Annotated in this window: 22 protein-coding genes; 16 read left to right on the forward strand and 6 right to left on the reverse strand. The window is 56.1% G+C overall.

Annotated features, from left to right (window positions below; genetic code table 11):
* Positions 1–81: 81 nt before the first annotated feature.
* The 3 genes from IV433_RS07445 to IV433_RS07455 are packed head-to-tail and all read left to right on the forward strand — an operon-like array spanning position 82 to position 5,211.
* The gene (locus IV433_RS07445; protein WP_370530252.1) at positions 82–1,182 is read left to right on the forward strand and encodes an efflux RND transporter periplasmic adaptor subunit; all 1,101 of its coding nucleotides are present in this window, start codon (positions 82–84) and stop codon (positions 1,180–1,182) included.
* Position 1,183: 1 nt separating this feature from the next.
* Entirely contained in the window at positions 1,184–4,249 is a 3,066-nt protein-coding gene (locus IV433_RS07450) for an efflux RND transporter permease subunit (RefSeq protein WP_195813798.1), read from the forward strand.
* Complete coding sequence (locus IV433_RS07455; RefSeq protein WP_195813797.1) at positions 4,246–5,211, forward strand: acyltransferase; 966 nt, start codon at positions 4,246–4,248, stop codon at positions 5,209–5,211. The genes IV433_RS07450 and IV433_RS07455 overlap by 4 nt, the downstream gene beginning before the upstream one ends.
* A gap of 1 nt (position 5,212) precedes the next feature.
* Here the strand turns inward: IV433_RS07455 and IV433_RS07460 are convergent, their stop codons facing one another.
* A complete protein-coding gene (locus IV433_RS07460; RefSeq protein WP_195813796.1) occupies positions 5,213–5,761 on the reverse strand; it encodes a helix-turn-helix domain-containing protein in 549 nt (182 codons plus the stop codon).
* A gap of 98 nt (positions 5,762–5,859) precedes the next feature.
* On the opposite strand from IV433_RS07460, the gene IV433_RS07465 reads away from it, so the two are divergent.
* Both IV433_RS07465 and IV433_RS07470 read left to right on the forward strand, forming a co-directional pair.
* Complete coding sequence (locus IV433_RS07465; protein ID WP_195813795.1) at positions 5,860–6,528, forward strand: AzlC family ABC transporter permease; 669 nt, start codon at positions 5,860–5,862, stop codon at positions 6,526–6,528.
* Positions 6,525–6,848 carry an AzlD domain-containing protein gene (locus IV433_RS07470; protein WP_195813794.1) on the forward strand — a complete coding sequence of 108 codons (324 nt, stop codon included), beginning with the start codon at positions 6,525–6,527 and terminating at the stop codon, positions 6,846–6,848. The genes IV433_RS07465 and IV433_RS07470 overlap by 4 nt, the downstream gene beginning before the upstream one ends.
* A 49-nt stretch (positions 6,849–6,897) precedes the next feature.
* On the opposite strand, the gene IV433_RS07475 is transcribed toward IV433_RS07470, so the two are convergent.
* Positions 6,898–8,259 (reverse strand): APC family permease, encoded by a 1,362-nt coding sequence (locus tag IV433_RS07475; RefSeq protein ID WP_101075264.1) that lies wholly within the window; start codon positions 8,257–8,259, stop codon positions 6,898–6,900.
* A gap of 570 nt (positions 8,260–8,829) precedes the next feature.
* On the opposite strand from IV433_RS07475, the gene IV433_RS07480 reads away from it, so the two are divergent.
* The gene (locus tag IV433_RS07480; RefSeq protein WP_195813793.1) at positions 8,830–9,798 is read left to right on the forward strand and encodes a GGDEF domain-containing protein; all 969 of its coding nucleotides are present in this window, start codon (positions 8,830–8,832) and stop codon (positions 9,796–9,798) included.
* A 104-nt stretch (positions 9,799–9,902) separates the two neighbouring features.
* On the forward strand, positions 9,903–10,712 hold the full coding sequence (locus IV433_RS07485; protein ID WP_195813792.1) for a helix-turn-helix transcriptional regulator: 810 nt from the start codon (positions 9,903–9,905) through the stop codon (positions 10,710–10,712).
* On the opposite strand, the gene IV433_RS07490 is transcribed toward IV433_RS07485, so the two are convergent.
* Both IV433_RS07490 and IV433_RS07495 read right to left on the reverse strand, forming a co-directional pair.
* A complete protein-coding gene (locus IV433_RS07490) occupies positions 10,702–11,337 on the reverse strand; it encodes a LysE family translocator (RefSeq protein WP_195813791.1) in 636 nt (211 codons plus the stop codon). The genes IV433_RS07485 and IV433_RS07490 overlap by 11 nt on opposite strands.
* Entirely contained in the window at positions 11,334–12,626 is a 1,293-nt protein-coding gene (locus tag IV433_RS07495) for a hypothetical protein (RefSeq protein WP_195813790.1), read from the reverse strand. The genes IV433_RS07490 and IV433_RS07495 overlap by 4 nt, the downstream gene beginning before the upstream one ends.
* Positions 12,627–12,797: 171 nt before the next feature.
* On the opposite strand from IV433_RS07495, the gene IV433_RS07500 reads away from it, so the two are divergent.
* The 4 genes from IV433_RS07500 to IV433_RS07515 all read left to right on the forward strand — a co-directional run bounded on the left by IV433_RS07500 (position 12,798) and on the right by IV433_RS07515 (position 16,421).
* Positions 12,798–13,457 (forward strand): DUF1345 domain-containing protein, encoded by a 660-nt coding sequence (locus tag IV433_RS07500; protein WP_195813789.1) that lies wholly within the window; start codon positions 12,798–12,800, stop codon positions 13,455–13,457.
* Between the two features lie 163 nt (positions 13,458–13,620).
* Entirely contained in the window at positions 13,621–14,439 is an 819-nt protein-coding gene (locus IV433_RS07505) for a transporter substrate-binding domain-containing protein (protein WP_195813788.1), read from the forward strand.
* The gene (locus tag IV433_RS07510) at positions 14,439–15,263 is read left to right on the forward strand and encodes an amino acid ABC transporter permease (RefSeq protein ID WP_152327692.1); all 825 of its coding nucleotides are present in this window, start codon (positions 14,439–14,441) and stop codon (positions 15,261–15,263) included. The genes IV433_RS07505 and IV433_RS07510 overlap by 1 nt, the downstream gene beginning before the upstream one ends.
* 27 nt (positions 15,264–15,290) lie before the next feature.
* Positions 15,291–16,421 carry an aminotransferase class I/II-fold pyridoxal phosphate-dependent enzyme gene (locus tag IV433_RS07515; protein WP_195813787.1) on the forward strand — a complete coding sequence of 377 codons (1,131 nt, stop codon included), beginning with the start codon at positions 15,291–15,293 and terminating at the stop codon, positions 16,419–16,421.
* Between the two features lie 16 nt (positions 16,422–16,437).
* Here IV433_RS07515 and IV433_RS07520 read toward each other — a convergent pair whose 3' ends face one another.
* Complete coding sequence (locus tag IV433_RS07520; RefSeq protein WP_195813786.1) at positions 16,438–17,316, reverse strand: LysR substrate-binding domain-containing protein; 879 nt, start codon at positions 17,314–17,316, stop codon at positions 16,438–16,440.
* A 117-nt stretch (positions 17,317–17,433) separates the two neighbouring features.
* Between IV433_RS07520 and IV433_RS07525 the strand changes: the two genes are divergently transcribed.
* A complete protein-coding gene (locus IV433_RS07525) occupies positions 17,434–18,969 on the forward strand; it encodes an MFS transporter (RefSeq protein ID WP_195813785.1) in 1,536 nt (511 codons plus the stop codon).
* Here the strand turns inward: IV433_RS07525 and IV433_RS07530 are convergent.
* Positions 18,948–19,724, reverse strand: coding sequence for a YdcF family protein (locus IV433_RS07530; protein ID WP_195813784.1), 777 nt, complete (start codon positions 19,722–19,724; stop codon positions 18,948–18,950). The two genes, IV433_RS07525 and IV433_RS07530, sit on opposite strands and share 22 nt — an antisense overlap.
* 424 nt (positions 19,725–20,148) lie before the next feature.
* On the opposite strand from IV433_RS07530, the gene IV433_RS07535 reads away from it, so the two are divergent.
* The 4 genes from IV433_RS07535 (at position 20,149) to IV433_RS07550 (ending at position 22,645) form a co-directional block, all read left to right on the forward strand.
* Positions 20,149–20,694, forward strand: a complete 546-nt coding sequence (locus tag IV433_RS07535; protein ID WP_152327687.1) for a Csu type fimbrial protein — start codon at positions 20,149–20,151, stop codon at positions 20,692–20,694.
* A 62-nt stretch (positions 20,695–20,756) separates the two neighbouring features.
* Positions 20,757–21,275, forward strand: coding sequence for a Csu type fimbrial protein (locus IV433_RS07540; protein ID WP_195813783.1), 519 nt, complete (start codon positions 20,757–20,759; stop codon positions 21,273–21,275).
* 8 nt (positions 21,276–21,283) lie between these two features.
* Entirely contained in the window at positions 21,284–21,814 is a 531-nt protein-coding gene (locus IV433_RS07545) for a Csu type fimbrial protein (RefSeq protein ID WP_152327685.1), read from the forward strand.
* A gap of 18 nt (positions 21,815–21,832) precedes the next feature.
* Positions 21,833–22,645, forward strand: a complete 813-nt coding sequence (locus IV433_RS07550) for a fimbrial biogenesis chaperone (protein WP_195813782.1) — start codon at positions 21,833–21,835, stop codon at positions 22,643–22,645.
* Positions 22,646–22,647 lie beyond the last annotated feature (2 nt).

A 22,647-nucleotide genomic window follows, 5' to 3' on the forward strand; every position in this document is an offset into this window, starting at 1 on the left:
CGAAGGCAGAATATACCGAATCCTGTTTATCAAAAGCCCTTATATATTCTGCCGGGATTTATTAATTTCGCGTGTAGTTGCATGAGGGGAAGTATTTTGAAGATCCGTTTTTCTCTCGTTCTGGCCCTCGCTTTAGCGTTAAGCGCCTGCGACCAGAAAACGGCGGACGCGCCCGCGCCGCCGCGTCAGGTAAAAATTGCCACCGCCGAAGCGGCCAGCCCGCTAAGTACCCGCGTTTTTCCGGCACGTATTCTCGCAGGCGATAACACCGACATTGCCTTTAAGCGCGCCGGTCAGTTGCAGACGCTTGATGTGCGCGAAGGTGAAGCCGTGAAACAGGGGCAAGTTCTCGCCCGTCTCACCAACAACGACGCCCGCCAGCGGCTCAACGATCGCCGCAGTGCCGCGACACTCGCTCAGCGCCAGTTCGAGCGTTATCAGACCCTCGCCCGTCGCCATGTCGTTTCTCAGGCTGAACTTGAAGTGCATAAAGCCAGCCGGGATTCTGCGGCAGCGGCGCTGAAAATTGCGCAGGAAGAACTCAATGATCTCAATCTGGTAGCGCCTTTCAGCGGCGTCATTGCCCGGCTGAATGTGCGTAATCATCAGGTGATTGCCGCCGGTCAGCCGGTGGCGACGCTCAGCCGTTCCGATGTGCTGGACGTTATTTTCAGCGTGCCGGAAAACCTCTTCACCAGCCTTGATATGCGTAACGCCGATTACCGCCCGCGGGTACGCATCAACCAGCTTCCCGACCGCGAATTCACCGCGACTTATAAAGAACACACCGCCAGCAGCGAAGCCAACACGCTGACCTGGCAGGTGACGCTGACCATGCCGCGTCCGGAAAACTTCCCGGCGGTAGCCGGGCTGAGCGGCACCGTTACGGTGAACCCGGCCAATCTCGCCACGGCCACGCCGGACTCCACGCTGGTGATCCCGGTTGAAGCCGTGTTTAATCCGGACAACACGCAGCGCAACGACCCGCACGTCTGGGTGATCGCCGGAGAAGGCGACACTCTGCACGTTGAAGATCGCAAAGTCACCGTCGGCAAACTCACCTCGCAGGGCATTGAAATTACAGCCGGTTTGAAACAGGGCGACCGCGTTGTCGCCGCCGGTGTCGGTGAATTACATGCGCAGCAACCGGTTCGCATCTGGACACGGGAACGGGGCCTGTAATATGGGGATCAACGAGAGTTTTATCAGTAACCCGACGCGCGTCTGGCTGGTGATCCTGCTGCTCGGCGTGGGCGGGTTAATTGCATTGTTCAACATCGGGCGGCTGGAAGATCCGGCGTTTACCATCAAAACGGCGGTGGTTTCCGTCCAGTATCCGGGCGCATCCTCGCAACAGGTAGAAGAAGAAGTCACGCTGCCGCTGGAAAACGCGCTTCAGCGCCTGCCTTACGTCGATAACATCACGTCAATTTCTGCCGTCGGTTTATCGCAAATCACCGTGAATATCGATGCCCGCTATCACTCTTCCGAACTGCCGCAAATCTGGGATGAACTGCGCCGCCGGGTGAATGACGCGACGCTGCAATTCCCGCCCGGCGTCAGTCCGCCGTTCGTTAACGATGATTTCGGTGACGTGTACGGATACTTTTTCTCGGTTTACGGTGACAGTTTTACCAACCCCGAACTGCGCGCGTACGCCGAGCAGCTTCGCAGGCAACTGGTTCTGGTGCCCGGTGTGGGCAAAGTCGCGATTGGCGGCGTCATTCCCGAGCAGGTTTACATCGAGATTTCGCGGGCGAAAATGGCGGCTTACGGCGTCACGCTGGCGCGTCTGGCGGATGTGCTGAACCGGCAAAATATGGTTTCCGACGCGGGCAGTATGACGGTCGGCAGTGAATCCATCCGTCTGCATCCGACCGGCGGTTTTCAGAATATCGATGAACTCAATAATGTCCTCATCAGCCCGGCCGGTTCCACGCACAGCATTTATCTGCGCGACATCGCCACGGTTTCGCAGGGCGTGACGGATCATCCCGGCAATATTTACCACGCCAATGGCCGCAACGCGCTGACCATTGGTGTCTCCTATATTCCCGGCGTGAATGTCATGAATATCGGCCACGCCATCGAAGCCAGAATGAAGCAGCTCAGCGCCGACAAACCGGCCGGGATCGAGCTGAAAGTCTTCTACGATCAGGCTGCCGAAGTGAAGAAATCTGTTGACGGTTTCATCATTAACTTCCTGATGGCGCTGGCGATTGTGGTCGGCGTCTTGCTCATATTCATGGGATTACGCAGCGGAATTATCATCGCCGTGTCGCTGGCGCTGAACGTGCTCGGCACGTTGCTGATCATGTATTTATTTGGCATCGAGCTTCAGCGCATTTCGCTCGGCGCGCTGATTATCGCGCTGAGTATGCTGGTGGATAACGCGATTGTGGTGGTGGAAGGCGTGCTGATTTCCCGACAGCAGGGCAATCCGCTGATGAGTGCAATTTCGCACATTATTAAACGCTCCGCCCTGCCGCTGCTGGGCGCGACGGTCATCGCCATTCTGGCGTTTGCGCCTATCGGGCTGTCTCAGGATTCGACCGGAGAATACTGTAAATCGCTGTTCCAGGTATTACTGATTTCGCTGATGCTCAGTTGGGTGACGGCGCTGACGCTCACGCCGGTGCTGGTCAAATGGGCGTTTGCCAATATGCCGGTGCCGGAGAAAAAACCGGATGAACAGGCTGACCCGTACGGCGGCTGGATTTTCCGCGTTTACCGGCGTTTGCTGTCGGCGCTGCTGGTACGCCAGACGGTCACGCTGGTCACGCTGGCGGCGCTGCTCGCGGCGTCCGTCTGGGGATTCGGCTTTGTACGGCAGAACTTTTTCCCGTCTTCCAACACGCCGATTTTCTTCGTCGATCTCTGGCTGCCTTACGGCACCGATATCAATTACACCGCCCGCGTCGCCCGCGAAATAGAACAGAACATCAGTAAACAGGAGGGCGTGGAAAACACCGTGACCACCGTCGGTCAGGGCGGCATGCGCTTCATTCTGACCTATAACGGCCAGCGCCAGTATTCCAACTACGCGCAGATTATGGTGCGGATGGACGACCAGCGGAAAATCGCCGGACTGGTTCGCCACACCGAGCAGGATATCCAGAAAAATTACCCCGAGGTGAATGCGCGGCTCAAACGCATCATGTTCGGACCGTCCGGCGACAGCGCCATTGAAGTGCGCATTAAAGGCTCCGACCCGGATACGCTGCGCAGCATCGCCAGCCGGGTGGATAAAATCATCCTTGATGACGGCGCGGCCGACGGCGTACGCAACGACTGGCAGGATCGCAGCAAAATGGTCAGACCGGTATTTTCCCCGTATCTGGGCCGTGAACTGGGCGTGGATAAAGGTGAAGTCGACAGCGCCTTACAGATGAATTTCAGCGGCAGCACGGTCGGGATTTACCGCGATGGCTCCACGCTCATGCCCATCGTGTTACGCCCGCCTGCCGCGGAAAGGCTGGATGTCGATCACATGGCGAATATCATGGTCTGGAGCCAGACGCGCCAGCAGTTTATTCCGCTGAGCAACGTGGTCAGTGATTTCAAAGTGGAATGGGAAGATCCGCTGATCATGCGTCGCGACCGTATCCGCATGCTCACCGTGCAAACCGACCCCGATGCGGCCACCGGCGAAACGTCCGGCGATATGCTCGCGCGGATAAAACCGCAGGTTGAGGCGCTGACCTTGCCGCACGGTTACAGCATTGAATGGGGTGGCGACGCGGAGAATTCCGCCGAGGCGCAGGAAGGCCTGTTTACCACGCTGCCGATTGGCTTCCTGATGATGTTTATCATCACGGTGCTGATGTTCAGTTCGGTGAAAAATGCGATTGCCATCTGGCTGACAGTACCGCTGGCGCTGATTGGCGTGACGTTTGGTTTCCTGCTGACCGGCATTCCGTTCGGGTTTATGGCGCTGATTGGCCTGCTCAGCCTGAGCGGCATGCTGATCCGCAACGGTATCGTGCTGGTCGAAGAAATCGGCCAGCAGAAGAAAGAGAAAAACCAGACGGAAGCGATTATCTACGCAGCCACGTCACGCCTGCGCCCTATCCTGCTGACGGCGTTTACCACCGTGCTCGGGCTCGCGCCGTTGTTACTTGATGTATTTTTCCAGAGCATGGCGGTTGTTATCATGTTCGGTCTGGGGTTTGCGACCGTGCTGACGCTTCTGGTTCTGCCGGTGATTTACAACTGTTTCCATCGTGAAGGACAACGAATTCAACAATGAACACAACGGGACTGAACATTATTAAAACGCTCGGCTGCCTGACCGCCGTGACCTTTTTCACCGTCTATAACACGTACGATAATTACAATTATAACTACGATCAGATCCTGGCCTTTCTGACCTTTATTTCCACCATCGCCACGCCGCTGTTTTTTGTCGTGACCGGATATATGGACGCCGATTCCCAGCACACGCCGGAATGGCAGATGAAAAAGATACGCGGGATCCTGACGATATTTATCTTCTGGTTCTCGATTTATTATCTGTGGGGACCGTATCAGAAAGGCTATCTGATCCAGCCGTGGTTCATCTTTTCGCTGGTGATCATTTACACCTTTCATCCGGTGGTGGAATGGCTGGCGAAACGCCGGGTGATCCTGGCCTCACTGGTTCTGGCGCTGCTGATTTTCTCTTTCGCCTATGATCTGCTGGCGATCTATTTCACTGAAAGTAAAAGCTTCTCCGCGCCCGCGCAATTCCGCATCTGGACGTGGGTGCTTTATTATCTGACCGGCCAGCTGCTTTACGATCCGGTGGTTTCCTCACTTTACAGCCGCCCGCGCATCGCGAAATACGCCGCCATCGCGATCCCGTTTGTTTATACCTTTACGTGGTTTTATGAGAAGCACTTTTTCTTCTCGATATTCAACGTTGAACGCAACAGCTTTATTCTGACCGGCTCGCAGGTCTATATTCTGGTGATCTTAATCATCATTGCCGCAAACGGCGTAAAACCGGACGCCACGCGGCTACCGGTCAGCGAAATGGTCAGCTCGCTAGGTAAGACCATGACCGGCGTTTATATCTTGCATTACACCTTCTTCAATCTGCTTATCGAGTGGATCCCGATCAATTCCCTGACCGCCAAACTGCTGGTCATTCTGATGACATTCCTGCTTTCGGTGGTGTCGTCCATGCTGCTGCTCAAAAGCAATCTGACGAAAAAGCTGATTACGTTTTGATTTAGCTTTGCTCCGACACCAGCACGGCCATGGTGTCGGGCTCCAGCGCCCTGAAAATATGCTCAACGTCGGCCGGATATGAAATGTAGTCACCGGCGTTCAGCTCGACCGGTGAATCCACCAGCCCGACCAGCGCACGCCCCTGTGTGATGATGATATGTTCCACCGAACCCTGCGGATGCGGGCTGGAAACGCGGTCGCTGCCCGGCTGCGTGGTCAGCAAATAGACATCGCGCCGCGCGCCCGGCGGACAGGTTGCCAGAAGCACCGCTTTGTAATCCGCCAGCTCCGCCACCACCGACGGGCCTTCGCCGCGCCGGATCACCTGCATTTTATTCACTTCGGGCTCCATCAGCCGCGCGAAGGGAATATTCAGCGCCACGCACAGCGCCCACAGCGTTTCCAGACTTGGATTACCGTTACCGGCTTCGAGTTGTGAAAGCGTCGATTTAGCCACACCGGCGCGGCGGGCGACTTCTGCCAGAGACAAGCCCGCGCGCTGACGTTCACGCACCAGACCTTTGGAAATAACGCTGATAGGTTGAGACATTACGGCACTCCGATCAGTATAACGAACGATCGTTCGACTTGAAGAACGATCAAGAAGTGTTCATTATAATGAATACTCGTTCGTTATGGGATTGAATTATGCAAGCACGTTTCTTTTCACCGCTGGGAAAAGATGTGGTGAAAGCCATCTTTCTGGTCTGTCTCGCCGACGGCCTGGTGGGGATTTCTTACGGTTCACTGGCGGTCGCCGGAGGCTTCCCGCTGTGGGTGCCGCTGATGCTCTCGTTGCTGGTGCTCGCCGGCGCTTCGGAGTTTTTATTTATCGCGATTGTCGGCGGTGGCGGAAGCCCGTTCGCCGCAGCGGCTGCCGGTTTACTGGTGAATGCCCGCCATTTGCCGTTCGGTATCGCCGTGAAAGATCTGGTGGGCAGTAAATTGCTCAGCTGGCTCGGCTGCCACATCATGAACGATGAAAGCGTGGTATTCGGCATCTCCCAGCCCACCCATGAGAAACGCAAAAAAGCCTACTGGCTGTGCGGCGCGGGCATTGCGCTGTTCTGGCCGGTCAGCGTAATTGCCGGGGCGTACATCGGGCAGTTTATCCCTGATATCAAAGCCATCGGGCTGGATGCCGTGTTCCCGGCCATTTTGCTGGCGCTGATTTTCCCGGCACTGAGAAAGCGCCGAACGCTGATCCCGGCGGCGTCCGGCGCACTGATTTCTGTCGCTGCCGTGCCTTTTGTGCCCGCCGGAATGCCGGTGCTGTTTTCACTGCTGGGATTACTGGCCTGGAGAAACAAAAAATGACGCAACATACGTTATGGATTGCCGGGATCGTTGTTCTGGCGGCCGGAACTTTCGCGATGCGCATGGCCGGTTACCGGCTGGGCTCGCGCCTGAATTTTTCACCGGCAACACAGACGATGTTGTCAGATTCCGCCACGATTCTGTTACTGGCCGTTGCGGCCACGTCAGCGTTGTTTGAAGGCCATCACTTTGGCGGATTTGCGCGGGTAGCAGGCGTCGGCGTGGCGCTGTTTTTAGCGTGGCGAAAGGCACCGCTGATCGTCATTATTATCGCGGCGGCGGTCGTAACCGCGCTGATGCGCTGGGCAGGGATCGCCTGAACAGAAACAAAAATGGCTCCCGGAGGAGCCATCGTTATTCATAAATTTATTACGCCACGTCTTCGTACTGAGGAACCGGGTTGCGGAAGCTTTTGGTCACGCAGGCCAGATAGATGAAGCCGACTGCGCCCCAGATCAGCCCCAGCACCATAGAACCTTCTTCCAGATTCACCCACAACGCACCGACCGTCAGCGCGCCACACATTGGTAAAAGCAGATACTGGAAGTGGTCCAGCAAGGTTTTGTTGCGCTTCTCGCGGATCCAGAACTGCGAAATCACAGACAGGTTCACGAAGGTAAATGCCACCAGCGCACCGAAGTTAATCAGCGCCGTCGCCGTCACCAGATCGAAGTTAATCGCCATCAGGGCAATCGCGCCAACCAGTAACACGTTGAAAGACGGCGTACGCCATTTCGGATGAATGTAGCCGAAAAAGCGTTTCGGGAATACGCCGTCGCGGCCCATGACGTACATCAGGCGCGAAACGCCCGCGTGCGCCGCCATGCCTGAAGCCAGAACCGTGATGCTGGAGAAAATCAGCGCGCCAAACTGGAAGGCGCGCCCGGCAACCTGCAACATGATTTCAGGCTGCGAGGCATCCGGGTTTTTGAAGCTGGAGATGTCCGGGAAATACAGTTGCAGGAAATAGGTTGCGCCGATGAAGATGGCACCGCCAATTAACGCCGTCAGGAAAATCGCCCGCGGGATCACGCGCTCGGCGTCTTTCGTTTCTTCCGACAAATTGCTGATGCCGTCAAAGCCGGTGAAAGAGAAGCACAGAATGGTGGCGCCGGTAATCAGCGGCACAGTATGGGTATTTTCGCCCCAGAACGGTTTCGAACTGGCCAGCGTACCGTAACCGGTGCCGTGGTTAACGCCGTAAATCACCATGCCGGTAATCACAACAATCAGCACGATCTGCAAGACGACGACCAGGGTATTAATATTGGCGACGGTTTTGATGCTGCGTAAATTCGACAGCGTCATAAAGCCGACCAGCACGATGACAAATATCCACGACGGCACGGAAGGCACCAGCGCTTCGAAATAGATTTTTGCCAGCAGAATATTAATCATCGGCGCGAAAAGGTAATCGAGCAGCGACGACCAGCCCACCATAAAGCCGACAACCGGATGAATCGCTTTTTGCGCGTATGTATAAGCGGAGCCCGCAGAAGGATAGCGGCGCACCAGTTTGCCGTAGCTCAGCGCCGTAAATAAAACAGCGATCAGCGCGAAGGCATAGGCCGTCGGCACATGGCCGTCGGTCAGGCCGGAGACAATACCGAACGTATCGAACAAGGTCATGGGTTGCATATAGGCCAGGCCTATCATGACAACCGGAATCAGCGTAAGGGTTTTACGCAGTTCCACGCGGGAAGGGGTACCTGTTGCGATGTTATCCGACATGATGTGAATTTCCCATGACGGATGACGTCACATAAAAAGAGTGGTGCACCATTTATGTTTCCTTGCGACAAGACTGTCGATTTCTGAAAGTAAATATCTATCCGGTACTAAGCCCGGCCTCTGGTTTTTGAATGTTTTCTTGTACGAAGAATGATTTCGTTAATGAAGAAAGAGTGAATCAGCCCGTTTTGCGGGCCGCATATTTTGCCTGATTAAGTAGCGAATTGACAAGGCTGCTCAGGATAAACACAGGCAATAAATAAAATAATCCGCCAAAACCGGCACGTATTGTCAAAGCGCTTTCGAAGGGGTGGAATGAAATGTTTTTATAATGTGAAAATAATTAAACACGCCGTTATTGCATCCGGAGATATATCGACAACCCATGTTTAAAAATAACGAGTGCGCTTCTTATTTAACATTTACCGCCCCGGAACGCCGCTGTACTTTCCCGGTTTCACTTATGGGCAAATTCCGAAAATCCGCTCCTCTGACGTCTTTTTCACACCTGATGTTTACAAAATCAGGGTCCGTGGCAAGAATGAAGATTATTTGCTCATAAAATAAGAAATGTCTGATTCCTCACTTTTACAACAACTCCAGAACCTGAAGAAGCACAATGCCCGGCTAAAACGCATCGCGCACGACGCCCGGAACAAGCTGAGTGCCGCGCTGGATGGAACCGGTTTATGTTTGTGGCAGCTCGACGTGCCCAGCGGAAAACTGGTGATTTACAACCGCCGCTGGGGATCAATGCTGGGTTATCAGCCGAAGGAGCTGAGCGCGCGCTTTGAAGTCTGGCGCGAGCATTTACACCCGGACGACCGGGACGATGTGCTGTCGGCTTTTTACAATCATCTGGAAGGCAAGACGCCGTTTTATGAGGCGCTGCACCGGATGCAGGCGAAAAATGGCACCATTACCTGGGTGCTCGATCGTGGCCGCGTCACCGAACGGGACGACGCCGGACGCCCGCTGAAAGTGACGGGTACCCACATCGATATGACCAAAGAGAAGAATTACGAGCAGCAGCTGGCGACGCTGGCGAACCACGATCCGCTGACCGGGCTGGCGAACCGCCATGCGTTACAGCATCAGTTTGCAGCACTGAAAAATGCCGGGCCGCTGTGTGTGGCGTTTATCGATCTGGATGATTTTAAGCATGTGAATGACACGCTCGGCCATCGCAGCGGCGATGAAGTTCTGATGCGTCTTAGCCAGCGTTTTCAGGAAGCGTGCCCGCCGGGTGTCATTCCGGGGCGGCTGGGCGGTGATGAATTTGTGCTGCTGATGCCGTATTCACTGAACAATCCGGTGATTAAACGCGTAGCGCAGGCGTGTCTGAATGCGGCGACGATCCCGTTTGAGCTGGATAACGGCAATGCGCAGATTGGCGCGTCGATAGGGATTGATGAAGTGAACGGCAGCGATGATTTCAGTGAAGCGCTGCTGCTCGCCGACCGGGCGATGTATGCGATAAAGCACCATGGAAAGAATGGCGTCATGCTGGGAACGGAGGCTTTTCCCCTTCGCGCGTGATGAATTTTCCTCGCTTTCAGTGTTAAAAGTTTGTGCTATAAATTTTGCATAAGAAAAAGGGTTGGTTCGTTTTTTTTCGCTCAGCAATGATTTATGGGGGTGATGTGTCTCTTTCTATTTCTGAATGGACGATGGCTAACGACATTGAATGCTCGCATCTGACCGCGAGTAATTCGTCATTTCCGCGTCACACCCACGACGAATACGTCATCAGCGCCAACCTTACCGGCACGGAAGAAATCTGGCTGCACGGTAAAACTGAGCTGGTGCGCGGCGGCGATATCACGATTTATAACCCGTCAACGGTGCAGTCCTCGTTGTTCGGCGATGAAAAGGTCGAGTTCCTCAGCGTGCATATTCCGCAGGCGTTGCTGCGTCAGGTGTCGGTCGATCACAATCTGCGTTCAGACCACCACGCGCCGGTGCTGACCGAAGGCGTTCTGAGTAATCCCGCGCTGTTTTCCGCACTGTGCCATTACAAACGCACGCTCAATGATGAAGATCAGGAGCAGAATTTGCTGTGGCTGCTCGGCGCGCTGCTGGAAGAACCGGCGAAAGAGCAGGAGCAGTCGCTGCGCCCGATAACCCTGGCGCTGGATTTTATGCGCGACCATCTGACGCGGAAAATACATCTCGATACGCTGGCGCAAATCAGCGGGCTGAGTAAATTTCATTTTGTCCGGCTTTTCCGCCAGCATATCGGCATGCCGCCGCTGCAATACCATATGCAGCTGCGGCTGCTCGAAGCCCGCAACCAGCTGCGCAAAAACAATAACGCGCTGGACGTGGCAATCCGCCTGGGCTTTTACGATCAAAGCCACTTCATCAATACGTTTCGCAAAATGATGGGGATCACGCCCCATCTTTATTCGCTGTCGCTGAACGCCTCTCACAGCCACGCGATTACACGATAAATTCGCGGTAGCCGGTGATCACCACGTACAGCGCGAAGTAGGAGAATATCGCCGCCGACGCCACGTAAGAGTATTTCAGCATTTTGGTGCCGAGCATTTTTCCGCCCCAGCTGCCGACGCAGCACAGCACGATCGTCCAGAACACACCGGCGATAAAGAATCCGGTCAGGAACCACGACGCTTCCACTGTCCCGCCCTGCCCCATGCGGGAAATCAGCGCCCCGCCGACGGCGGCAAACCACAGGATCGCCGTCGGAGAGGACATCGCCAGCAACACGCCACGACCGAAGTTGCGCATAACCGAACGCGGTTGCCCGTTATCGCCGGCGTTCAGATCGCCCGCCGGAGCCAGCGCCGCGCGGATCATTTTGTAGGTAAACCACATCAGCATCAGCGAGCCGCCGACCCACAACACCCAGCGGACGCTCTGGTATTGCAGCAACAGCGTCATCCCTGCCAGCGCCAGCACGGCATAAATCAGATCGCCGATGCAGGTGCCAATGCCCAGCCAGAATCCGTGAAAATAGCCGCGTTGCATCGCCAGCGTAATCATGGCGATATTGGCAATCCCGATGTCCAGACACAGCGACAGGCTGAGCAAAAATCCATTTGAAAACGGCATCATAACGGAACTCTCTTAATTAACTGGTTGTATTCAATCATGTCATTGGTGGTGCCCAGACGCGCCATCAGCACATCGACATCCTCCGGATTGGTGTGCGGGCAGCGTTCCAGCATGAAGTATTTTGCCCGTTCCGCATCGCCTCCCAGCAACTCTTCGCTCATCAGCCGGGTAAGATCCGCCATCTGGGTAAAGAAAAGATCCGGGTGGAAGTCGATGGAATCCGCGGTCAGCTCAATGCAGCCGTGTTCACGCAGGTAGTTGAACTGGATCCAGGCCGCCCCGGCGTCGGGATAGCTCGACGGCCCGCGACGCAGGTAGCGCAGCATTTCAAGGAAGTAGATCCGCGCCAGCACGGTGCGGTCGAGTTGCAGACCACCGGCCACCTCTGGTGTGAGGCACATCAGCAGGCCAAACTGATCGGCCAGCGCTTCCTGCACCATCATCGATCCCCAGCGATCAATCTTGCTGAGTTTCGGGAAGACGTTCTCGTTGCGCACCAGCGAATGTCCAAGGTCGTGCCCGCGGAACCACGCAATAAGATAACGCTGGCACACGCGGCTGTCCGGCAGCCGGTCTTCCGGCCAGCCCATTTTTGCCGCTTCGGTGCGCGAAAACAGTTCGAATAATTGCAGGTAAGTGTTGGCGAAAACCACGGTGCGTTTGACCGGCGAATACTTCAGCCCCTCATCTTCCGGGAAGAAATAGGCGAAATGTTTCGGATAGGTATTGGCTTCACCGGCAATGCCAAACAGGTTGATAATTTTGTACGCACAACCCGGCATCGCCAGCAAATCACCGGCAATTTCCTTTTGCAGATACAGCAAACTTTCCGGGAATAAATCGTCCATCACGTCGGAGATTTCCTGCAACACCGGCGCGGGTTCACCAAACCACGATGAGTAAAAACTCTGTTTGGATTTCCCGACCCACGTCGAGGTATTGCCGATGCCCAGCACCAGCTGCTGTTCATTCAGCCCGGCGATTTGCGGCAGCACGGTTTTCCCGCAGCTGTCGTCCGCCAGCACTTCCGCGCGTAAAAACAGCCCGCGGCGGGTATCAGGGTCATCAAACATCGGCGCGAGACGGAAACACTGGATCGACATTTCCTCGCGCAGTGCATCCAGCAAACGGCTTTCGCAGGCGGCTTCCAGCTGATTAATCGCTTCCGTGAGACGCAGGCAGTAGTGAATAGTTTGCAGAGCTTTAGGACTTAAATTTTCCGGTGCATCCAGATCCATCATTGAAACCTGATATGCCGCCGCGGCTGGCCAAAATGAGGTTGTAAACATGATTTCAAACCCTTAAGCGCAATGGAGACAACCTACTAAATCACTCCCGCGAAACCGGGTATTGGAAGAAATTGCGCAGACGCCAGGAAGTGAAAACCGCCACCAATACAAGCCTGCCATCTGCGTCTACCCTTAACGTATCCATCCCTTTTTCGCTAAGCGCCTAACATCATGAGTCTTTCCCTTCGTCATTACCTGCATGCCCGTTCCCGGCTGGTGATTTCAATCGTTGCCGGGCTGATTTGTTTTTTCGCCCTTCCCGCGCATCTTGGGACGTTGCAGCGCCTGATGATCGGCTGGAATGTGCTGGCATGGCTGTACCTGTTTTTCCTGTGGCTGCGGATGCTGCGCACCGAGCCGAAAGACATTCCGCACATCGCCAAAACGCAGGATGAAAGTGCCAGCATCGTGCTGACGCTGGTGACGCTGACCTGTCTGGTGAGCATTCTGGCGATCCTGATGGAGCTGGGGTCGCTTAAAGATCTCACCGGCACCGCGCGGGCGCTGCACATTCTGCTGACCGCCACCACGCTGATTGCCTCCTGGGCGTTGCTGCCCACGTCGTTCGCCATGCATTACGCACATCATCACTATCTGCGGCGCAGCAAAGACTGCACGCCGATGATTTTCCCGGAAAAGCCCGACGAACCCGGTTACTGGGATTTTCTCTATTTCTCTTTCACCATTGCCGTGGCGTCGCAAACCGCCGACGTGGCGACCGGCACCACCGATATGCGGCAGATTGCGCTGTTGCAGTCGGTGATTTCGTTCGTCTTCAATCTGGCCATTCTCGGGTTTTCCATTAACGTCGGCGCGGGATTGCTAAGCTAATTACTGACTTAATGATTGAAGTAATACGCTGTATTTCGGGGGATTTTCGGCAGAGTTCACTGTAAGTCTGAAAAGGCGAATTTTGGACTTCTATACGTCTAAAACTTAGTGTAGGTTTTCACAATATTCTCCCAATTCGGTTACGTTTAAGGAAACTTTGCTTATGCGCACTTCGTTCGTTGCCCTGACCCTGCTGGCCTCCACGCTGTTTTCTGCCACCTCTTTTGCCGGGACGACGCTGGATCGCGTGACCAAAACCGGCGTTTTGCGCAATGCCATCGTCAATGACTATCCGCCTTTTGGTTTTATTGATGACAATAATCAGCTGGCAGGCTTTGACGTGGATGTCGCCAAAGCCGTGGCGCAGCGCATGGGCGTGAAGCTGGAAATTATTGCGCCGGGCTGGGAAACCATTGTCGGCGGTAAATGGCAGGGGCGCTGGGATACCTGTATCTGCTCGATGACGCCAAACACCGAGCGCGCCAAAGTGCTGGATTTCCCAACGCCGTACTACAACTCTCCGGCCGTGCTGGTGGTGAATAAGAAAGATGACCGCATCAAATCCGCTGCGGATCTGAGCAATAAGAAAATCGGTGTCGGCATCGGTTCGACCTATGAAACGTACCTGCAAAAAGCGCTGGTGATCCCGGGCGCAAAACCGCTGAACTTCCCGTTCGATAACGTGCAGGTGATCCCGAGTGACGAAGAAGTCGCGTTCCAGAATCTGGCGTTGGGGCCGGGTGTGCGTCTGGACGGCGTGGTGTCTGATTTAGCCACCGCCAATGCCCGCATCAAGCGTGCGCCGGTGTTCAAAATTGTCACCGAGCTGTACGCCGAACCGAACTGGGTGGCGACGGACAAAGGTGACGCCGAATGGGATAAAAAAGTCGCAGACACGATTAAATCGCTGCGCGACGACGGCACGCTGGCCAAAATTTCCCAGCACTGGCTGGGTGAAGATATTACGCACGAGGTACCGTGATGCCACAAATCCCGGACAGCCAGCCGAAGGTGGAAACGCCGGAACGCTGGCACCACGCGCACGCGTTTAAATTTAAAACCGGGCTGACGTGGCTGATTCTGCTCAGCCTGCTGCTCGGCACTTTCAGCAAAATGGGGCTGGACTGGAGCCTGATCAGCCAGAAATTGCCGTTCCTGCTCGGCCTGCGTCTGTCGCCGGACGGCTTTATTCAGGGCGCGGCGCTGACCATTATGATCACCGCCTGTTCGATGTTTTTCTGCCTGCTGATTGGCCTGATCACCGCGCTCGGGCGGATGTCCAAAAATGCGCTGGCGTTTGGCTGCGCCACGTTTTACGCCTCGCTGTTTCGCGGTACGCCGCTGCTGGTTCAGGTATTAATTATCTATCTGGCGCTGCCGCAGGTCGGGATTGTGCTCGGCGCGCTCAGCTCCGGCATTATCGCGCTGTCGATGAACTATGGCGCGTATCTGGCGGAAACCATCCGCAGCGGCGTGCTTTCCGTGCCGCGCGGCCAGCAGGAAGCCGCGCTGGCGCTGGGCGTTTCTCGCTGGACGGTGGCGGTTCACGTCACCGCACCGCAGGCGCTGCGCATTATTATTCCGCCCGCCGGGTCGATGTTTATCTCCATGCTGAAAGATTCGTCGCTGGTCTCGCTGATGGGGCTGTGGGAGCTGAATTTTCTCGCGCAATCCTACGGGCGAAGCACCTATCGTTATATGGAAATGCTGGCGACGGCGGCTGCGATATACTGGATTATGTCGATTGTCTTAGAGCTGCTGCAAAGCCGTCTTGAGCGCCGTTTTGCGCAGGGCCAGCGCCGCTGATGTCTAAATTTTATTAACGGGTACGCCATGTCCTTTCCAGAAGATTTTCGTTTAATCAGCTACCTCTCGCGGCTGGAACACGCCGTCCGTTTTCCGCTGTCGTCGTCTTACCCGGAATCGATGAGCATCGATACGCTGTTCGAACTGGCGGGAAAAGAGCACCGCGCGCCCTTCATGCAAACCGTGCTGGATTACCCGCCGCTGCGCGGAACGCCTGAACTTCTCGAGGCCATCGCCTCCACGTACCGGCACATTACGCCGCAGCAGGTCATCAGTTTTGCCGGTGCCGACGAAGCGATTTATGCCAGTTTTCAGATGCTGCTCGAACCAGGCGATCACGCGGTCGTGATAACGCCCAATTATCAGTCGCTGGAAAGCGTGCCGCTGTCGCGCTGTTCCGTCACCGGCGTGGCGCTCGATGAAAACAACGACTGGGCGCTGGACGTGGAAAAAGTGCGGGCTGCGCTGCGTGAAAACACCAAAGTGCTGGCGATAAACTTCCCGCATAACCCGACCGGTGCGCTGATTTCGCGTCAGCAACTCACGGATCTGGTGGAAATGTGCCGCGCACGCGGGATCTGGATTTTCTCCGATGAAGTGTACCGGCAGACAGAGTTTGATCCGGCGGATCGTCTGCCGCAGCTGGCCGATATTTACGAACGCGGGATCTCGCTGAATGTGACGTCAAAAGCCTACGGATTGCCCGGCCTGCGTATCGGCTGGGTGGCGTGTCAGGATGACGCATGGATGCTGAAACTCGAACGCATGAAGCAGTATCTGTCGATCTGCAATTCCATGCCCGGCGAGTTCCTGACGACGATTGCGCTCAACGCCCGCGCACCGATCCTTGAGCGAGTCATGGCGCGTTCGCGCAGCCAGCTCGCTGCGCTGACAGAGTTTCTGGCGCGCTATCCGCATCTGTTCCGGCTTTCCGTGCCAAAGGCCGGTGTACTGGCGTTTCCGCGTTATCTGGGGACGGAAGGCGCAGAAGCATTTGCCACCACACTGGTGGAAGAAACCGGGGTGATGGTCATTCCGTCCGTGACTTACGCCTCTGAACTGACGCCGGTTTCGGAAGATTTTCTGCGCATTGGTTTTGGCCGCGAAAATCTGGAACAGGCGCTGGGGGAAATGGGCAAATGGCTGGACAAGCGGTAACTCACTGAAAAAACGCTTATCCCAGTACCTGTTTTTCGGTCAGAAAATCAATGAACACCCGCACTTTGGGCAACATATGGCGGCTGCTCGGCCAGACTACCGAGAATTTGCCGCCCTCTTTCTGAAAGCTGTCCAGCACCGAAATCAGCTCGCCGGAGGCCAGATAATTGCGCACGATAAACTCCGGCACATACGCCATTCCCAGCCCCTGCACCGCCGCCTGAAGTATCGATTCCAGATTATTACTGCTCAGCGCCAGCGGCAGCTCCTCCGGCGTTTCGCTCAGTTCCCACTCCTGCCATTGTCCGTTGCCCGGAAACCGGTAACGCAGGCAGGCGTGATGACGTAAATCGCCCGGCGTCAGCGGAGCCGGGTGTTGCGCGAAATAACCGGGACTGCCGACGATGGCAAAGCGGAACGGCCCGAGACGGCGCGACATCATCTGCGAACTGTTCAGCTCGCCGCTGCGGATGGCGATATCAAACCCCTCATCGATGACGTCCACCATACGGTCGCTGAAATCCAGATCCAGCTCAACGTCAGGAAAACGTGCGCGAAATTCCGGCAAATGTGGCAACAGCATGCGGTAACCGATGGCCGGCGCGGTGATGCGCAATTTACCGCGCGGCACGGCGGAAATCCGCACCAGCTCCTGCTCGGCTTCTTCCAGTTGCGTGACGATATTCTGGCAGCGTTCGAAAAAAAGCTGCCCTTCATCGGTCAGGCTGATGCGTCGCGTGCTGCGGTTAAACAGCCGAACGTTGAGCTTTTCCTCCAGACGCGCCACGCTTTTCCCCACCGCCGACGCCGAAATGCCCATGCGTTCTGCCGCTGCCGCAAAACTCTGGCTTTGCGCCGCGCGGACAAACGCCAGTAAACCGTTCAGATTTTCCACTTTACCCTTCCCGATATTCGAGCGTTTTAGTCCTTAATCATCGGACCTGCAGCCTGTTTCCGCAAGATTACTGACATTTTATCATCCATGTCACGACTCTTTCCGTTGGGGAAACCAATGAATACCTCATCCACGCACAACACCGGCAGCCTGCGGGTTCTGTTCACCGTCTGTCTGGCGGCGGTGATCCTGCCGCTCAATTTCGTCAGCGGCGCGGTCGCCACGCCCGCCATCGCCCGTGAGCTCGGCGGCAGCGCACAGGCGCTCAGCTGGATAACCAATTCTTTCATGCTGACGTTTGGCTGTTTTCTGATGGCCGCCGGTGCGCTGGCGGATGAAATCGGCCGCAAAAAAGTGTTTATCAGCGGCGTTTCGCTGTTCGCCCTGCTTTCGTTGTTACAGGCCTTCAGCAGCAGTTTGCTGTGGACTGATTTACTGCGCGGCGCGCAGGGGATTGCCGCCGCCGGTGCGCTGGCGGGCGGTGCGGCGGCTCTGGCGCAGGAATTTGACGGCGCAGCGCGAACCCGCGCGTTCAGCCTGATGGGCAGCAGTTTTGGCGTCGGGCTGGCGTTCGGGCCGTTTCTGGCCGGATTGCTTATCGCGCATTTCGGCTGGCGTTCGGTCTTTTTCTCCGCCGCTGCCATCGCGCTGATTTCGCTGCTGAGTGGCACGTCGAAAATGCGCGAAACGCGAAATCCGCAGGCCGCCGGTATCGACTGGCCGGGCACGGTGTCGTTTACCGCCATGCTGGCTTTGCTGACCTGGGCGCTGATGGAAATTCCGCAGTCCGGCCTGAACAGCCCGCAGGTGCTGGCGATGCTGGCGGGTGCGGCGGTGTTACTGGGGATTTTCGTGGCGGTTGAGCTTCGTGTAAAAAACCCGATGCTGGATTTATCGCTGTTCCGCTACGTGCGTTTTATCGGCGTGCAGGCGCTGCCGCTGGCGACCGGTTTCTGTTTTGTGGTGCTGCTGGTGGTACTGCCGATGTTGTTTATCGGCGTGACCGGGCTGAGCGAAGAGCGCGCCGGGCTGATGATGATGGCGCTGTCAGTACCGATGCTGGTCGTGCCGCTGCTGGCCGCGTGGCTGACGCGCTGGATACCGGCGGGCGTGTTGTGTACCGCCGGGCTGGTGATTGCTGCGGCCGGGCTGGGCTGGCTGAGCCGCGCGGTGCTGGCGCAGGATCTGTCCGGCATGATCGCGCCGATGCTGATTATTGGCGTTGGTACGGGTTTACCCTGGGGTTTGATGGACGGGCTTTCAGTCAGCGTTGTGCCAAAAGAGCGGGCAGGCATGGCGACCGGAATCTTCAGCACCACGCGCGTGGCCGGTGAAGGGATTTCGCTGGCGATTGTCGGCGCCATTCTCTCAGCGCTCACCCATAACGCACTGGCGGCACAATTTACCGGTGGGGAAATCAGTCAGGCGGCGCAGCGGCTGGCGACCGGCAATCTGGCGGTCGCACAGCAGCTCATTCCGCAGGCCAGCACGGCGCAGCTTCAGGCGCTTTATGCCGCCTCGCTGCACCCGCTGTTGCTGTGTCTGACGGGTATTACGCTGTTTTCCGCGCTGGTGGTTTTACTGGCGCTGCGCGGAAATCATCAGGAGACGGCAGAAACTGCCGCCGTCTGTCAGAAGGATCTGTCGCCGTAACCGGCTTCAAGAACCGGGCGCAGCCGCGCATAAATGTCTTCAATCTCTGCCGGTATTTCAACTTCGGCAATAAAGCCCGCCCCGCGCGGGCCGTAGCCTCCCGGCGCATTACGCAGGCGCGGGATTTCGCCCAGCAGCAGGGAGATAAAGCGCGGCAACGTCCACAAACCGGCCTGCGCAGTTCCGGCAAATCTCACGCTTTCGCCTTCGCGCACCAGCTGCGGCACCAGCACCGGCCAGCTGGTGAAGCGGACATCCGGACGATCGCGCCAGACGTGGCGGAAACTGGCGTCGGTGCGCAGCTGCATCAGCGGATCCTGCGTCAGAATAATGTCCGTATTCCGGTCCCCGGATCCGTCGAGCACGCGCCGCGCCTGTAATGCGTTATCGCCACAGTTGGTCGAGGCCGTTTCAAGCAGGATATTTTCCGGGGAAAGCCCGAAATGCTGTAAGCCGATGTCGTACAACACCTCAGCCTCACTGCGACCTTCGGTGGCGACATTCCGGTAAACCGGATATTGCTGCACCGCGTCATACAGCAAACGGGTCGAATGCCCGATGCCGCCGGCAATCAGCAGGCGTGTCACGCGCCCTTGCGCCAGCGCCTGAAACGCCGCTTCTGCGGTGGGTAAAATTGCGTTGCCCAGCAGGATGAGCAGCGGCGAAGTGCCTGACGGCCCCTTTCCGGCAGTTTGGTCAAAAGAGAGAAAACGCGCCAGGCGGTTCATATCAGCAATAACGGGATCAGAAAACATCACAGTCTCCATTCGGGGGAATACAGCATCATAACCCGTTAACAACACACAAAGAATGGTTAATAAACTTCATCTTTTCTCTGTCACCACGCACCGCACAGACCTGTAAAAAACATAATGTTGGGATAAAAAACTATCAATTTCACATTTATAGAATTTTTATCCTTATTATCAAAAATGCCTAAAATATCCCCTTAAGGTAAATTTATTAACTTATATTTAACCATAACGGCGTTTTTCATCATGAGGTTAAGGTCAGGGACTCTTTCAGCAGTGACTGAAAAATACAAATCCCGGCCTGCACGCCGTTTCTTGTCCGGTTTTCTTGCAGTCTTTAGCGTTAAATTACTGACCACCAGAGGATTTCCACATGCAACGCCGTTGCATGAATACACACCAGTGTAAGCAGTTATTGGGAGTCATCATGGGCGAAAAAAATTCTTTATTACTGGCTATTCTGGCCGCGGCAACACTGACGTTAGCCGCAGGCGCGCAAGCAGCCGGTACCTTAACAGGGCAAGTGGGCGTTTCACTGACCATCAGCACCGGGTGTACCGTTGGCAACGGTACTTCAACGGGTGGGACTAACCAGTGGGGTACCTTAAACTTTGGTAACTATGCCGACCTGACCAGCGTGATCAACGGCACCGTGTTTGGTGCCAATGGCACCGGCGCGGTCACCATCACCTGTAGCACCGGCCTGACACCAACGCTGTCACTCAATGGCGGCCTTGCGGCGACAGGCGGGTTGCGCACGATGACCTCAAGCGGAACCAGCATTCCTTACCGTCTCTACTCCGATACCGCACGTACCACTGAAATCGCGATCAATACGCCAATCACCCTGACCACCGGGACGACGGCGCAAAATATCCCGATTTATGGCCGCGTGCTGCCTGCTGACCAGACCAGCACAACGCCAGCCGCAGGAACTTATAACGATACCGTTGTTGCCACTCTTTCCTGGTAAAGCTTTATTCCCTCAGGGCCGGTTTAGCCTCTGAAGGATTTTTGATTCAAGGAAGGAAAACCATGGACATCAAGGTACTGCTGCTCCTGCCAGCTATCCTGCTGGTGTCGATGCCGTTCAGCATTCCCTTAAGTCAGGCGGCAACAATCGGCGTCAGCGCCACGTTGTTGCCCGCCTGCGAGGCGGGAACCACGACGTCCGGAAGTACCAGTTTTGGTACGCTGAATTTTGGCAATTATGCTTCGCTGACCAGCGCGATTAATGCCACCAGCGCTCAGCTGGCGGGCTCAATTCGCGTGAAATGCGTGAACGGGCTGGCCTACAAAATTGTTATGGATGGTGGCAGCAGCGGTGTGGTGACGGCTCGCAGAATGGTCAACACCACCAACAGCGCGGTGTCCCTGCAATATAATCTCTATACCACGGCGGCGCGCACGACAGTCTGGGATAACACCACCGGCGTGAGCAATACCGGCAACGGTGCCGATCAGTGGGCGACAGTTTATGGCCGCGTTCCGGCTCAAACCACACCGGCCGCCGGTGTTTACCAGGACACGGTGAACGTCACCGTGTCCTGGTAGAGGCTGCCATGCCTGGCCGTCTGCTCGCCCCGCTGATTCTCCTGCCGCTGATGTTTTGCAGCGCAGCGCGGGCCGCAACCGCCACGGCAGCATTTACCGTCACCGCCACCCTCACCAATGGCTGCGCTTTTGGCAGCTCGTTTTCCAGCCCAACCACCAACCTCGGCACCATCAACTTCGGCTCAATGTCCTCCATCCCCGCCAACGTCGACACCACCAGCGTTGCCGGTGCCGGATCAGTGGTAGTGACCTGTACGCCGGGAACCTCCGTCAGTATCGCCATGGATTACGGCACTCATGGCGGCAGCGCGACGCGCCGCTTTCTGCAAAACACCACCAGCACAGAGCAACTGGGCTATCAGCTTTTTCAGGATGCCGCCCGCAGTCAGGTCTGGGGCAACGGCGCACTGGTTAAATCCGTGGCCAGTTTTCCTGCAACCACACAAACCTACCCGGTTTATGCACGTTTATACGCTGTGACCACCCTGCCTTCCGCCGGGACTTATACCGATACCGTCACCGTAACGTTAACTTATTGAATCATCAGGATATGGAATATGAATACACTGTTTTTACGCACGACTTTTTCCCGAATTATTTCAACCATCGCGCTGGCCTGTGCCCTGCTGTTAGCGCCTGCCGCGCAGGCCGCCAGTTCCGTGCTTGTCTGGCCGGTCTATCAGATTATTGAAGCCGATCAGAACGGATCCGCCCTGTGGCTGGAGAACCGTGGCGCGGAACCGGTGTCTTTACAAGTGCGCGTGCTGGCCTGGAAACAGGATAATTTTAACGAGCGATACGCGGATCAAACCAATGTAGTCGCCAGCCCGCCTTTTGCTACGGTACCACCGGGTCAGCGCCAGCTGATCAGACTGATCCGCAACACGCCGGTGCAGGCGAATACCGAACAGGCCTACCGCATCATTATTGATGAGATCCCATCCCCGCTGAATAACGCCGGCCAGGGGAAAGATAAAGCAGTGGTCGGGCTGCAATTGCAGATGCGTTATCTGCTGCCGCTGTTTATGGATGGCGGCAGTTTGTGGACTAACGATCGCCCGGATATGAAACGCGATCCGTCCACGGCGTCGCGCCCGGTGCTGTCGTGGCGCACGATTTCTGACGGCGGTAAAACCTATTTGCAGGTGCGCAATACCGGCATCGTCCATGCGCGTCTGAGCAACGTGTTCTGGTCAGCAAACGGCAATCAGAAGCAGGGCGTGAAGACCATGGTCGGCGGCTTTATGGGCTACGTGTTACCGGGGCAACAGATGCGCTGGCCGTTGCCTGCGGGCGTCACGCCCGGCGAGCAGCTTAATGCGCAGATTGCCGATAATACCAAACCGATTGTCATTTCCCGCGGCCAGTAACA

It is taken from the genome of Rahnella laticis (assembly GCF_015644585.1).
In the GTDB taxonomy this organism is placed as follows: Bacteria; Pseudomonadota; Gammaproteobacteria; order Enterobacterales; family Enterobacteriaceae; genus Rahnella; species Rahnella laticis.